This is a genomic window from Paraglaciecola polaris LMG 21857 (assembly GCF_000315055.1).
In the GTDB taxonomy this organism is placed as follows: Bacteria; Pseudomonadota; Gammaproteobacteria; order Enterobacterales; family Alteromonadaceae; genus Paraglaciecola; species Paraglaciecola polaris.
Window position 1 is genome coordinate 1 of sequence record NZ_BAER01000097.1, and the last position, 14,952, is coordinate 14,952.

Annotated in this window: 11 protein-coding genes; all 11 read right to left on the bottom strand. The window is 42.0% G+C overall.

Going from position 1 to position 14,952, the window contains the following annotated elements; all coding sequences use genetic code 11:
- Positions 1 to 804 precede the first annotated feature (804 nt).
- Positions 805 to 1,608 carry a Stf0 family sulfotransferase gene (locus tag GPLA_RS16050; protein ID WP_007106005.1) on the bottom strand — a complete coding sequence of 268 codons (804 nt, stop codon included), beginning with the start codon at positions 1,606 to 1,608 and terminating at the stop codon, positions 805 to 807.
- Between the two features lie 186 nt (positions 1,609 to 1,794).
- Positions 1,795 to 2,715 carry a glycosyltransferase family 2 protein gene (locus GPLA_RS16055; protein WP_007106006.1) on the bottom strand — a complete coding sequence of 307 codons (921 nt, stop codon included), beginning with the start codon at positions 2,713 to 2,715 and terminating at the stop codon, positions 1,795 to 1,797.
- Positions 2,716 to 2,840: 125 nt separating this feature from the next.
- On the bottom strand, positions 2,841 to 3,749 hold the full coding sequence (locus GPLA_RS16060) for a polysaccharide pyruvyl transferase family protein (protein WP_007106007.1): 909 nt from the start codon (positions 3,747 to 3,749) through the stop codon (positions 2,841 to 2,843).
- 185 nt (positions 3,750 to 3,934) lie between these two features.
- On the bottom strand, positions 3,935 to 5,086 hold the full coding sequence (locus tag GPLA_RS16065) for a glycosyltransferase (protein WP_007106008.1): 1,152 nt from the start codon (positions 5,084 to 5,086) through the stop codon (positions 3,935 to 3,937).
- Entirely contained in the window at positions 5,070 to 6,971 is a 1,902-nt protein-coding gene (asnB, locus tag GPLA_RS16070; protein WP_007106009.1) for an asparagine synthase (glutamine-hydrolyzing), read from the bottom strand. The genes GPLA_RS16065 and asnB overlap by 17 nt, the downstream gene beginning before the upstream one ends.
- 61 nt (positions 6,972 to 7,032) lie before the next feature.
- Positions 7,033 to 8,100, bottom strand: coding sequence for a GNAT family N-acetyltransferase (locus GPLA_RS16075; protein WP_007106010.1), 1,068 nt, complete (start codon positions 8,098 to 8,100; stop codon positions 7,033 to 7,035).
- Positions 8,097 to 9,104: a polysaccharide deacetylase family protein gene (locus GPLA_RS16080; protein ID WP_007106011.1), complete on the bottom strand. Its 1,008-nt coding sequence runs from the start codon at positions 9,102 to 9,104 to the stop codon at positions 8,097 to 8,099. Before GPLA_RS16080 ends, GPLA_RS16075 begins: the two co-directional genes overlap by 4 nt.
- Entirely contained in the window at positions 9,104 to 10,219 is a 1,116-nt protein-coding gene (locus GPLA_RS16085) for a glycosyltransferase (RefSeq protein ID WP_007106012.1), read from the bottom strand. Before GPLA_RS16085 ends, GPLA_RS16080 begins: the two co-directional genes overlap by 1 nt.
- Before the next feature lie 12 nt (positions 10,220 to 10,231).
- Positions 10,232 to 11,188, bottom strand: coding sequence for a glycosyltransferase (locus tag GPLA_RS16090; RefSeq protein WP_007106013.1), 957 nt, complete (start codon positions 11,186 to 11,188; stop codon positions 10,232 to 10,234).
- A gap of 30 nt (positions 11,189 to 11,218) precedes the next feature.
- Complete coding sequence (locus GPLA_RS16095; RefSeq protein WP_007106014.1) at positions 11,219 to 13,828, bottom strand: RIFT barrel domain-containing protein; 2,610 nt, start codon at positions 13,826 to 13,828, stop codon at positions 11,219 to 11,221.
- A 9-nt stretch (positions 13,829 to 13,837) separates the two neighbouring features.
- Positions 13,838 to 14,947: a GNAT family N-acetyltransferase gene (locus GPLA_RS16100; protein ID WP_007106015.1), complete on the bottom strand. Its 1,110-nt coding sequence runs from the start codon at positions 14,945 to 14,947 to the stop codon at positions 13,838 to 13,840.
- Between the last annotated feature and the right edge of the window lie 5 nt (positions 14,948 to 14,952).

Below are 14,952 nucleotides of genomic sequence, written 5' to 3' on the forward strand. Positions count from 1 at the left end.
ACAGGTTTGCTGCTTCTAACTTGAATTCTGCTGAAAACGTACGTCTTTGTCTCTTCATCGAACACCTCTTCTAAGGTGATAACATTACCACCTAAAATGATGTCCGGGATCATTAAACCACTACAGTATCCCCCACGAATAATATAAGTAAATCATAGCGATAGTTGAAAATTGGGGAACATTCATGGCATCAGTGCTCCGATCACTCGCCAAAACTCTCAAAGCATTAATGCCATGAATGTAACAACTATCTTGAGCAATACCCTGTCACTTATCACGCCCAATATGCATAAAATTCGTATCACGGCACTTTGTGCATGAGTGTCTAGTCTGTTGCGCGGAGGCTCTGCCAGCGTCACAGGCATGATTCACAAGCCTATGAGAAACATAACATTAAACGTGCTGATAGACTGTGCTCGAATCCCCACCTACTGATTGAGTCAGACTATATTTATACCGGACTATGCTACTTGTTCGGACGGATATCATCCCGCCCAGTCATTTTGATTGATTGGTCAGATTTTGATGAGCACAAAGGGTTCTTCCTGCTCCGTGCGTCGCTGGCCTTTGACGGGCGTAGTGTCACGCTATATCAGGAAGTACATGGTCTCAACACAAAAGAAAAGCCTGCAACTCACAAACGCTTTCTGAATATGCTGAAAACGATGATGGGCAACAAAGTGAAACCCATTGTTGTCACCGATGCGGGCTTCAAAACGCCTTGGTTAAGTGTCTACGAAACTGGGGGAAGATTATGTATCTGCATCTGCAGGTGTCAGTTAAATTCGTGAGGATCCCTCAGGGTTAGAGTTCTTCACCTTTCAATAGCTTCCTTATCCATGCTTTTAACGACAATAGTCGATCAGGCATCACTAGCGGTTCATCGGAGTGGTCTTGTAGAAAACGATTTAACCAGAGGTTGTTTAGTTCGCTGCTTTGTTGTTGAGTCACTGGTTTTAATGGCATTTTCTCTGGCGTCAATCCGACATCCATAAAAGTGGCAACTTTCGATACGGCACCTGGAATATTAGATTTAATAGCATCAAAATTCATCTCTAAGAAATTAGCCCCACTTGTGGCCAAGGAATAGCGCCAAGAGGCTTGTTCGAGAATCGTATTTTTTAGACAATTCTTTATGCCGATATAATCGTATTTAGGGCTGTCAGATTTTGCTTTCTGTCCTGTTATCCAAATTCCAGTTTGGGCTGCGATTGATAACGATACTGCTTGTTTCAAAACGTCTTTGCGTGACAATAATACGTAATAAGCATCTGGAAATAATGCCCTTAATCCGTTAAATCCGCCATACATTTTTAAATGCGAATAATGTATTTTTATACTGAATACACCGTTGTCGGATGTTCTACGAGCTTGTAGCTCGTCTATTACTTCAGGAAGTGTTTCCTTCTTAAGAAGCCGTTGCCATTCTTTAAAGTTTGCAGGGTTAGTATACTCAAGAGGAAAACCAAAGGAACCTGTGGTATGCAAAGCATGCCCGAGCATATGACTTCCACTGCGCGCTGTTGAGGCGATAATAAGCACTTTAGTCGGTCTTTTGACCTTGCTAAAGTCATGCTCACTTGAAAACTGGTTTTGATAATAGTTCACGTAAAGCACCTACATCTGGAATAAAAGCTGGCTGCAGAATATGCTAGTTTGACCGACACGTCATTAAGCTAATTCGATAGCCGACAGGTTTATGTTTAGTGAATAGAGACCGCTTGAAACGCCCTGTGGTCCTAGCTATGTCACTATCTTCGGTCTTTGAAATCTTGCTAAAACCCATTAAGTTATTTATTTTTTTAACGCTTGGTTGTTGGAAAAACGCAAAAAGTTGAGCGTGCACGCTATCAAACGTTTAATCGCTTGTATATTCGTGGGTTTAAGTAACCAAGCTCGGTATGAACAAGTCATTGCAAAACTAAAGTCGTTTGCTTCTTCAGCGATATACGAACAGATTGTGTATGATTTTGTTTTAGCCTTGGTTTTTAGCGTTTTATAATGTGCCTTTGCTGGTGCTTGACTAAATATATTATTGATTAACGCAATATGTAGAGGCAGCACATATCTTGCCTTTCTTGATGTGGAACCACTATAAACGCGATACTCTAAAAGCGCTTTATCACAATAAGCGAGTGGGTTGGTGCGTGCGATTTCAACCCATAATTTCCAGTCTTCCAAACAGAGTAAGTTTTCATCAAACTTACCAAATTCGCTGAGTAAGGCTTTTTCGATTAACACTGACGAAGTGGTAATAAAATTCTCAACGATTAGCTCATCAAATACATTAATTGTGGGTATGTGACTATAGTCTGACCGCTTTACTGTGCCACTTTGGTTTTCTCCGATATAAACGGAGTCGCAATGTGACCACTTACAGTTGCCTAGGGTCGTGTATTGCTCGTACAGCTTTGTGGGGTGCCAGATATCATCTGAATCTATGAATGCGATCCAAGAACCTTGAGCAGCCTCAATTCCGGTATTCCTTGCGTGGGACACGCCCAGATTTTCGGTCTTTATTATTATTACTTTATTTGAGTAGCCCGCTAGGATAACTTGAGTGTCATCGCTTGAACCATCATCGACAACGATAACCTCAATATTGGTGTACGTCTGCGTCAATACGCTTTCGAGTGTTGACGCAATATATTTTTCCGCATTGTAGGCAGGAATAATGACACTGATTAAAGGGGAGTTACTCTCAAGTTTATTCATATTTCTTTATTCATATGCCTAGGAATGTGATTCTGTTGTAAACGATAATCGAATTTCGGGTTTGAGTAGCATATACCCATAATAACGTCATCATTTCGGCTTCACTAAATATATTGAAAATGCTTTTAACCAATAGCGATTCCGAACTTCTTCTCAATACTGTGAATTAAGATCTCAATTTTTTCTTTGCGTAAATCATCGTTAGAAAGATAGAATTCTAGATTGGTCGCATTAAAATTAATTTTATCAGCGACAGACTTGAGATGCTTTACATTACTTCGTCTCGGGAGCACAGGTGTCCAGTCTGCCGAATGAATTCCTACACTATCAAGTGTGCGTTTAACATTATTGATAAATATACGCTTTGTGGATTCGCCTTGATCGCCTTTCCAAGTTGGCTTGATAAGGTTGAAAGATACCGTCATATCTAATGAACTCGCCCAATCTTTCCACTTGAAGTCATTAATGTAGTCGTAGGCTTTTGTTGGTTGCCATGGCACGCCGTATGCGTCAGCCATAATTGCGCCATGCATAGCTTCGGTTACTACTTGTTCACAACTTAGCAGTTCCGCAATGAATTTTTCGACCGGCCATCTAGGATCGATTAATTTGAATTGACCAATTTCAGCGGTTTCTTGCCAAAGACCGTTTCCAATACTATCTACATGCGGGATGTAACCAAATTTGTGTTTGATAACCTTGGGACATTTGAGGAAGCTGGGGAGTAAATAAGCGCCGTCTAAAAGTGAAATGTCGTCTGTTACCGACATTTTTTCCTTGCTCAAGTGGCCTCGAAGACCAACGTAATCCCAAATACCCGTTGACTGATCGGGTAGATCCCCATATCCCACACCGGAAGTTAGTACCGTATATTTTTTTGCCGGGGGAATTTTGTGATTTAACAGTGTGCCAATTCCAATAACAAGATGATCCTCATCATTATCTAACTGATCACCTAAAATTTGCGGCCACAACCATTTATTCAGATCATCTCCAACATTTCCTTCAGGTGCTTCAAAGTAGAAAAGCTTCATTAATTTTTATGCTCTTAATTAAGGAGAGAAATTTTTTCTCTGACGAGTATTAAAATTTCAATGTATCCAACAAGATAGACATTATATAACGAGTTCTTCATCATTGGCTTTAAATAAACGCTCAGAACGTAAGTGACATAGAGAGCTTAACGTACGAGAAAGCTAAAGTATTTTGCTTGCACTATCTAAGACCTCTGATGATTTGGGCAAAGTTGGGTATATATGTTTTCATATGAATTAGTCATATTTTTAACACTGAAGACTTCTTCGAAACGCACTTTTGCAGCCACGCCAAATAACATTTGACGTGACGTATCGCCAGCGAGCGTTAGCATAGCTTGTGCATACGCTTCTTCGTCGTTATTTGGTGTGACAAGTCCTGTTTTGTTATGTAACACAATCTCTGGGTTGCCTCCAGCATCGGTTACAATGCAAGGTTTACTTAATGACATGGCTTCGAGTAGTGTCATAGAGGTGCCTTCGCTCAAGGATGGCAATAAATAAATATCCATTAACGCTAAATGATTGTGTGGCTTTGGTTCATAGCCTGTCATGACGACATATTGTGCAATCCCGAGTTCGTTGATAACTGAATCAACATTAGCCCGTTCATCGCCATCGCCCACTATCATCAACTTAGCATTAACTCCTGCGTAAATCACACGTTTGAATGCGCGCAACATCATACTGTGATTTTTAATCGGATCGAGTCGAGCTATGGTGCCAAATAGAATACAATTTTGAGGTAAATCAAAGGCTATACGCAATGTTTTAACACTTTCTTTATCAGCTGCAACGCCAATAATGCCATTGTAAATAACGTGTATGTCGTCATGAGGTATGAATTCATAGTCAACTAAGGCATCACGCGTGGCTGCAGAAATAGCGGTAGTTGCAGCGGTGAATTTGTGCAAAATAGGGTTAATTAACTTCCGTTTCCAAGTGGTGGAGTCGGGATAAAAACGCCCATGTTCAGTAAAAACCACTTTTGCAGATGTCAGTAATGCACCTAATAAACCGTATACATAAGGTGTGTATTGATGGCAGTGAATAATATCTATTTTATGTTCAATGATATGTTGGCGTATTTTGCCGATTAAACCGATATCGAAGCCTGGTTTGCGGGCAAGGGCGTGGATTTGGATGTTCTCTGCGAGTAAATCGTCAGCGAACGGCCCAAGCGGTGATTCAATGCACAAAACAGACATAGTGAAGCGCATCGAGTCAGCACCTAAAATCAGATTTTTGATGACTTGCTCAGTGCCTCCGATACGCATATCAAATGTGAGGTGAAGGATATTCATTAAACTAAGCTCGGCATTAGGTTTGTTTTTCATGGGGTGTTTGTATATAACGAAACCACCACATTTGGAACATTAGCATGCTCCATAACACAGTACTGTGGTCTGCTTTTTCTTCTTGGTGTTGTTGCCAAAGTTGCTTGACCACGTCCATGTCAAAGTATTGCTGGATCCCTTGGGCTTTAGTGAATAGATAGTCTTCTGTTAACGCTTTAATTTCATGACGTAGCCATGAGGCTAGTGGTACAGAAAAGCCCATCTTTTTACGGTACAAAATATCGTCTGGTAACACAGGTTTGAAGGCTTCTTTTAAGATGAACTTCTTTTCCCCATTATTGTATTTTAAATCTGACGGAAGGGTCGCGGAGAATTCGATAATGTCTTTATCTAATAACGGGGCTCGAACCTCTAAAGAGTGGGCCATGCTCATGCGGTCAACTTTGACCAAAATACCTCCCGGTAAATAGGTTTTCATATCCGTGTACAAAATTTTAGACAGGTGATCCGCGCCATCAGCTTTATGGTAATTTTCTAAAGTGACTTCACTGGGATGATAATCGCCCAATTTATATTTGGTTTCTTTTGTGGCGAGACGCTGCCATAAACGGTCGTCAATCATGGAGTTTGTGATATAAAAGCCCATGGCGGGCTCTAAACTCAAACTGGTTAACAAAGACTTTGCTTTGCGCAGTAGTGGGTGCTCACTTTTGGCGAATAGGTTTGCCAGGATAGGAAAAACTTTTTTACGTAACACTTCAGGGAAGCGCTGGCGTAATTTATTCTCAAGCGCGTCAGTGGTGTACTTTTCATAACCGGCGAAGACTTCATCACCGCCGTCACCGGCAATTGCCACTGTGACTTGCGAGCGGGCCAGCTGAGATACAAAATAAGTGGGCACTAATGAGGGGTCGGCAAAGGGCTCGTCAAAGTAAGCGACAATTTCTTCTAAATTGTCTTTTACATTTTGATGAACGGTAAATTCATGATGCTCAGTATGGTATTTATCAGCAACAATTTGTGCGAATTCGGTTTCATTGAAGCGCTTTTCATCGAAGCCAATGGAACAGGTTTTAACGGGCTTATCGCTGTTCAAAGCCATCATGGCAACTACGCCGCTTGAGTCGATGCCTCCACTTAAAAACGCACCTAATGGTACGTCACTGACCATACGTGAACAGGTTTTTTCGGTTGCTAAGGCGTATAAGTCTTTGGTGAGTTGACTCGCTGATTTATCACTTACATGTTTGAACGACACATCCCAGTATTGCTCAATGTGAATACCTTCTTGTGACACCCACATAAAGTGCGCCGGAGGGAGCTTGTGCATATCGGTGAAGATGGTTTTTGGATCCGGTACATACTGATAAGCGAAGAAGTCGTGTACTGCGTCTAAGCGCACTTCTCTTGATACGTTTGGTAGTGTCAGTAAGGCTTTTATTTCTGACGCAAAGGCGAATTGGGTGTCAGTTTTTAGGTAATAAAGCGGTTTCTTGCCCACCCGGTCTCTAGCGATTAACAAACGCTTACTGGTTGTATCCCAAAGAGCAAAAGCAAACATACCGTTTATCATGCTCAGCATTTTTTCGCCATGTGTTGCATACAATGCAAGGATCACTTCCGTGTCGGTATGGGTCCGAAACGGGTAACCGTCATGACTAAGCTGGTCACGTAGTGCCTGAAAATTATATATTTCGCCGTTAAACGCGATTATGTATTTTTCGTCAAAAGAATACATGGGTTGTGTGCCAGCTTCTGATAGATCGATTATCGCTAATCTGCGATGGGCCAAACCTACATGCTCGTCCAAGTATTCACGACCCGCATCAGGCCCGCGGTGATAGATACTATCGCCCATTCTTTTTAGGGTTTGTTCATTGCCCATATTCCCGCTAAATTGCGTAAACCCCGCGATACCACACATATTTTTTCTGACCTTGTTGTTAATGTCGTCTTTTATTCAGCAAACTGCTGGTCTAATTATTTTACAGGCTGATATGTTTTCGGATCCTTGGACCAACTGAGGTGGTGACGCTCAGCGGCAGTTTGGCCCAAATGGATTCTACTAAGGGTCTTAGCCGTCCTTTTGGGGCACTCTCTCGCTCATTATTGCTCAGCATTTCAAAATCTTGTTGGCTTTGTTTTGCAGCATCATACCAGTTCAATAATTGTGGCTCTGCTCCCCATTGGGCTTTAAAGCGGTAGGTGCCTTCCCCAAAAGTGGAACGTCCAAAGTCGAAGGTACACATCTTGTTATCACAGGCTTCTTTGAGCAATGACCAATAAAGCAGCATGTTTGGCGCAAGTTTATTGTATTCAGCGACGGTGGAAGCCCAAGGTATCGCCGTACCTTGATTATTTGATAGGGTAATACCCGCGCCCACAGGTGTATCTTCAAAATATACGACGGATAAAACGCAGTTGCCGTGGTAGTTATTTAGCAGATGCTTAAACCAATCTTTACTGTGCACCGGGGAGCCCAATTTACGCATATTAATGGCGAATATTTGATAAAAATCGTCTAGGCCTTGGCCATTTTTATAAATTTTGTAGTGCAATCCATTCTTTTCTGATTTGCGGATCTGACTGCGTAACTTTGATTTGAATCCACTCAATAACGTCTCGCTGTTTTCAGGTAACGGCAAGAGCATACGTACTTTCTGCCCTTCCATTTGCGAATCGCTCATAGGCTCATCGATAAAATCCCTAAACTCGAAGGTTTGCCCATTTATTGCCAAAAGTTGCTGTTTGCCAAACTGGGTCAGTAAATCGACCGTAGCGTTGTCATCACCGAGCCCATAACCTAGATCGCAGTAGGGAAGGGCGCAAAATGAGGGGCGTAGCAATGGCCGTTGCATTTGGATACAGGGCAATACACCTACTATTTGCGTGTCATTTAGTGCGATGGCAGCAATATTTTTGTGCTGATATGCTTGTTCAACACTCTTTAGCCATCCGAAACGATGATACGGCGTTGCTCTGGGGTGAGCATTAACGTACTCGTTCCAGAGTCGTTCATCGCTATTGGTTGCTAGGCGGATGTGCAGCGTCATGTGTTTTTTTGCTCTGTTGCTAGCTGTAACTTAGCCGCGGCTTCGGATATGGTGCAAAAATCGATTTCGTATTTCTCGCTCAGTGCACTAACGACCTCAGCAACAGAGTCACTGATAAATTGGTAGGCGTTTTGGTTGCCTAATAGGCTGTTATTGTTATCTAACAGACTCGAACTATGCATATACATGTGTAAAACCGGATAACCTTTGTTGATGACTGTCTCACATAAAGACAGCATATCTTTAGGGGAGGATAATTCGGGACACAAATATTGCTTGCGTAATAATTGTGTATGCCAAGCAATGCCATTAAAACGCGTCCAACTGTATGGCGGGGAGGCAAATCTGGTATGAATATTATTCCATAACGGAAAGTTAGGCCGATTGAAACCCACAGTTACCGGCAATTCATAAATCTCTTTTTGTTGTGACTTCTTTAGCGGATTATTTAAATTCGGCCAATAAGGAAGTGAGGGTGCGCTATGGCAACTGAAATAATCATTGCTATAAAATGGGTAAATACTGGAATCAACCTTGATACCGGCATTCATGATTAGATTAAGCACCTTGGAGTCAATCCCCCAGCGTCCCGTACGAAACGATTTAGCTTGAATGTCAAACTGCTGGAATATGAGTTGCATTAACGCGTCTAGCTTTTGCGATACTTGCTCCACAGGAAGATTAATCACATGGGAACTTTTATCTGTCGCTGGGCCGAAATAAGGTGGATTACACCAGGGGTGCAAATGCGCGCCTATTTCACAGTTTTTCTGGGCGATAATAGCGCGCATTTTAGCCGCCGCATCAGGGCAGTCAGCAACGGCATAATCGACAAAGTAAGTAGGGCGCACGCCTATACGGGCCAACTGTTGATGAAAACTTGGTAATAGCTTAACGTTATTCACGTCAACATTTTGTTGAGGAAATGCCCCTGACCAATCCCATTCTTCTTCTGTATCAATGGATAATACGAATATGATTGGTGCTGATTTTCCTTGTTGCATCAACTGTCCTTTGTTATTTCTTCAAACAAGTCACTGTACTCGACAGCCATACGCTGAGCTGAGTAATTATCGTATACGAATTGTTTGGCATTTTCAGTAATTTCACGTACATATGATGGGTCAAATAACAGCTTCTCCCAATAAGCCAGTAAGGTTTTTTTGTCACCTAATGTGGCTAATAACCCGGTTTTTTCATGACTAATAAGTTGGTCGATACCTGGGATGTCATATGCAGCAACGGGAATACTTGCTGCTGTGGCTTCCATTAAGCAGCGAGGAATACCTTCAAGGGTGGAAGTCATGACGAATAAATCAAATGACTTGAGCAGGCTTAGTCTGTCATCTCTAAAACCGAGAAAATCGATTGCTGCCTTACAATCTAAGGTTTTACTATAGTCTTCTAGGGCTTGGCGTGCGTCTCCATCGCCGAGTAAAATCAACTCAGTGTTAGGTTGTTTTTTATGTAATTGGTCAAATATGTCGAGTATATCGCGGATATTTTTACGGCTTATCATTTGACCGACAAAACCAATACGCTTTTTGCCGGGTTCCGTGCGCACAGGGATCGGCTCCGCTTCAACTTCCGATAAATCAACACCGTTTTGAATATACAAAGCGTTCTGGGGTTTTACTCCCATACTCAAGACATCACGCATAAGTTGTTGTGACAAGGGGACAACCTTGTGAGCAAAGCGCATAGACTGGCAACCCAACCAAATAAACGATCTGAGTTTGAAATCTTTCGCATTCTCAAAACCGTGAGGGGTAACGATACATTTTATCTTTGCGCGTCTGGCTGCAAGTACACCAATAATGTCTGATTTATATCCGTGGGTGTGGATAATATCGATGTTTTGCTCACGGATTAATTTGGCTAATCGAGCAACGGCACCTAAATCAAATTTATTTTTCATTTCAATGATATGGATACCTAAATTCAATTTTTTATATTCGCTTACCAACTCGAGCGGCTTCTGTCCTGGTTCCATGGTTACCGCTAGATCGCATGACACTGTACTTGGGTCTAAATGTTTGGCTAAAGCTAGCACCCAGCGCTCTGCACCGTAAAAGCCCGTAGGGCAAATAAACTGGAGTACTTTAAGTTTCGACGTCATGGTAATAATGCCTCAGGAGTTTCTTACACGAATGGATTTAAATAAACCGACAAAGGTACCGATGGCACGAGCGGGAAAATAAACGCTATAAAACAAAAATATTTGGCAAAAAGATACCGGTAATTCATTAATATTCTGCAATCGAATACTGTATGCCATTACGGGTATTAGCCCAATTAGCAGGCTGCAAATAGCGAGGCTGTATAACCCGGCAAATAAACATATAAAGCTGGTGACGATAAATAGAAATATCGCTGGGGGGACAACAAAGCTCGGCCATTCTCGAAGCGGAATGTGTCGCCCTTCTATTGACTGCAAATTTGATTGGCCGCGCCATATTTCCTTGTCAAACATCCCTTTTAATGTCTTGTCTTCACCAAGATGAATGTAGGTTGCAGAGGATGTGTAAAATAGCTCGCCAAGTTGCGCGGCCTTATCGGTAAAATAATAGTCTTCGCAAGTAATCAAGTGCTCAGGAAACCCGCCAATTTTTGCAAATGCCTCGCGTCTTAGAAATAAATTTCGACCGGGTAAAAAAGCCACATTCACATCAAGCTCGGCATTACTTAAACTGGTACGGATCTTCTCTAACGGGGGCGCGTCAAAGGTACATATTTGCATGGCACTGGCGATAATGCGCTTGGGGTTTTGCGTCAAGATACGCTGCATTTGCTCGCCCCAGTTTTCTGACAAATAAACATCGGCATCGAGAAAAGCTAAGTATTGCCCCGATGATTGCGTTACGCCGAAATTTCTCAGCGCTGATATTGTTTCATTTTCAGGACGTAAGTGGGGCTTAATAAGCAATTTTGCACTACCGGATAATGTTTGGTTTAGCACATCAGGGGTTTGGCTAACAACAATGACTTCAACTTGTGATAAGTCAACGTTTTGCTTAGCAATGGATACTATGGTTTGAATTAACATTTCAAACCGCCCTTTGTGCGGGATAATAAACGAAATCTGCATCTAAATTAGCTACCCTGAGTGTGTCATTGGCTATCGTAGCCTTTTTTTGAGCCAGTTTACTTCATTGGATATTGATACTTCTAGCAATCGTTTACTAAAAGCTTTCAATAAGAGAGCGCTGAAGGAGCCTTTTCTAACATAATCAGGTGCTGGCCAGTTGGTTTCACGGGATTTGAACTCATGAACAAGCTCTGTTTGGGTAAAATAGGCTGTTGGTCCATCATTCTGCATCAGTAAAACCATGATCCGGGTATACGTTTTAGTGTCGCTTGCCGCTATGCGAGAGGCGACTTGATTTTCAAAATATAACGCTTTGGACTGATACTCTTCTGAAGATTTATTGCTATAGAAGTAGGCCGCAGCCAATACATGAGCTTTACGCAAGTCTTGCGCTGTCCAAGTATCATTGGGATATTCCAGAATGTCTGGTTTATCTAGATACATATACTCGTGTTCTAGTATCCAGTGGGCATAGTTGAGCAGACAATCACGAGCATAGTAGAACGCCCTGTCGTAATCATTGGTTTTACGCTTGATATCCAAGTAACGCACAACAGCTTGCAAAAATACGATATAAAACCAGGTTTCTTCGACATTTTCTAACTTACGCAATGACACATCTTCATCTGGATGAGCTGTGTGATAAATAATGTGTTCGACTTTTTCTAGCAGCGTTGTATCACTGACGAGCACGTAGCTATCGAGTAAAGCATTAATATAGTTTGCTGTTCCTCTGTCTAGCGGGTACTGACCACTAAAGTGGTTTTTCAGGCCAAGTACATGACGATTTTTAAGGGCAAGCAATAGCTCAAGGCAAGTATTGCCACCTTCGTACACATAAGTGATCCAGTCCGTTAAAGTTAGCACCGCTTGTTTAGCGGCTTCGTCCCCCGTTAGTAGATGATAAAGCGCTAAGCCTGATGTGTAGCAATGTTGCCCGCCGGGGCCTCCGCCACCAGCATGATCTTGATATGCCCCTTTTCCTTGGTGTTTTGAATAAGAACGATGACTAGAAGTAAATGCCTGTAAGTAGTGATCCGTGTGCCAAAATAATCCGCCATTGTATTCAGATTTATCGTCTTTGGTGTGATAAATGTCTATGTCTTTTACGTGTTTAGCTAAGTCATCTGCTAGGGTAAACCAGCGGTGATCGCCGCTTATTAAATACTGGCGTAAAAAACCATAAATCGGGTCGTATTGGTTGTTGTAATGTGAGACAAAAATAGAGCTCGCATCATGCTCAGCTGTTTCATGATCAGCATAGAGATCACCAAAGTTACGCCAGCCATATTCATCTAGCTGCTCGCGCTTTTCGAAAAAATTGCTGTGCGACAAAAGCCCGTTATTTATCAGTTGTTGTAGTTTTGCGTCACGTTGACTGTGCTCTATGTACAAAGGCATGTCGCTATTGGCGTATTGGATAGTATCAGCCTTAGCGCTGGGTGCCGTGTGCACGCCATTAAGCGCATTTTTATCTTCATTGGCTGCTAGCCATAAAGTGTGCGTACTTTTCTCTCCGCCTTGGAGTTCATATTTGATATCGGCTTGTGCTGGGAATAACCCTAAGGAAACCCTATCCTCGGTGATAAGGACAGCGCTAGGGAACTTTTGCCAAAAGTGCTCTAGAGTGACATTGAAAAAATTAGCCCAATGAATACTGGGCGTAGCCCGCAAGCCATTTTCAGCCTGTGCATCTTGGTGCTGAACACAGTAGCCTTTTATTGCAAAAGGGATTTTTTGTTCATGATCAACATGCACTGGGCTTTGCCAATTTGTGCCACCACTCGAGTGCTGCGTAATTGCGATTGGTAATGTCTCTGCGATTTTCCATTCCTGTTGACTCTCTACGCGATAGTTGACAGGGCAAATAACGTCGCTGTGAAAATTAACACTCAGTTCAGAGAAGTGAAATGAATTTGCATCACCAAGATCCCAACTTCCTCCGCTGTGCAAAGCGCATGCTGGATTGTGTAGGGTCACATCTAACTTAATAGCACTTTGTTCAGCACTAAAGCTAAAGGTATTTATTGCGCTGATGGCTGAATATATACCTTGTTCAGCGTCTGAGTAGGTCATTTCCACAATAAGTTGTAACGCGAATACAGCCCCATCAAGTAAGTCTGGGGTTTCATGGATCGCCACGTTACACGACGACATTGTGCAATCGTGTTTAAATGCGTCTTTTAATATTAGCTCTGCGCTCAGTGGGTTTGACTCAGCGATATTGTTTTTCTTAGGCGCCAGAGAAAAATGGCCATTATTGTGATCCAGCACAAATGAAAAATCTGAGTGATGTACCTTGGTTTGCGAATCACTTTGGGTGTAAGACAAAGCCTGCGTGACAGACTTTGGCGTTATATCATCCTGTTGGCAGGTAACAAATATGAATTTACTCTGGTTGGACTGAGGCGCCGAGAAGGATAGGTGGACCCATTTAATACTCTTGTCCGGCCAAGTCGCAAGGATACGCGCCCCACAACTAACATTTTTGCCATCATGTAATAAATGACAATGTTGTAAATTGTAAAGCGCACCTACCGGTAATGGCACACTGGTTGATAAAAGACCTACGGGATTTTCTTCAGACGAGAAGCTTAGCTCTAATGGGATACGGTAAGTACTTTGGGTGTTGATATTCATTTTATTATTCTAATGTAGCAGTAAATTTTGTAGTGCGTGTTTATACTTGCGCATTAGTTCGCGCATGCTCATCAGCAATGTAGGTTGATAAAAACACATCAACTTTTGATTGGTTTCGGGCATATTAGAAAGGGAACGTTTGTATCTTGCTTCTCCCGCCAAAAAACTATATTTGCTTATATTTTGTGCTATCGCTTCTTTGAGAACATAGGTATGGGCAAGTAAGCCAATTTTGACTCGGTTGTCAGTATGACTTTTAATTGCGGACAAATAAAAATACCAGGCGTTATCATCCTTTAATACATATATGTATGCGAGTGGTTCATTATTAACTCTGAGGCAATATAAGCGAGTTACATTTGATGGTTCAGGCGCAAATATGAGCTGTTGATGGAATCGCTCAAAAATAGGGTTGTTAAAACCACTTCCGTATTCCGTACTTTCCCATTTTTCTTTATGAAGTTTAGCTATATCTTGTAAATAGCTAAATTTTTGTGCTTCATTTTCCGCGAGTGTAAGAGACAAATCACCCGATTGAGAAAGTAACTTTTCCGTGCGCCGTATTTGGGCACGGGTATTTTTAGATAGTTCACTTAAGTATTCATCTATATGTTTTTTATTACATAAGTTGACTTCAAAATCTGCTGAGGAAAGTACCTCTCTGTAATGAGGTAGGCGATCCATGAATTCTGTAGCTATATCTCTGCGGGTTAAACCTACATATAGTTCATGCCATAAATGTTGACACTTAAATAGGTATTCGAGCATCGCCAAACGTATCTCTCGGTGATTCTTTTCGCTAAGCAGAAAATCGTTATGTTCAATCCACATTTGGTCATGGGCTTGCTCACCGCTTCTGTGCAACCAGAGCTGATTGATCTTCACCCCAATTACGGTTTTTACACTACGCTGAGTGAATAGTGCTAAACCGACGCAAGTGCCACCTTGGTGCGCGGTTAGCACAATCGGAGCCGTTGATAGGGTATTGATCCATGCCTGTATCCATAGCCAACTTAAAAACACATTAGCTGTAGACTGCTTATAAAGCCCGTTCCACAGTATTTCGAGCCGCTCAATATCTTCTAAGCTATAATGTTTAATCGTAAAAATAGAATTCACTCGCT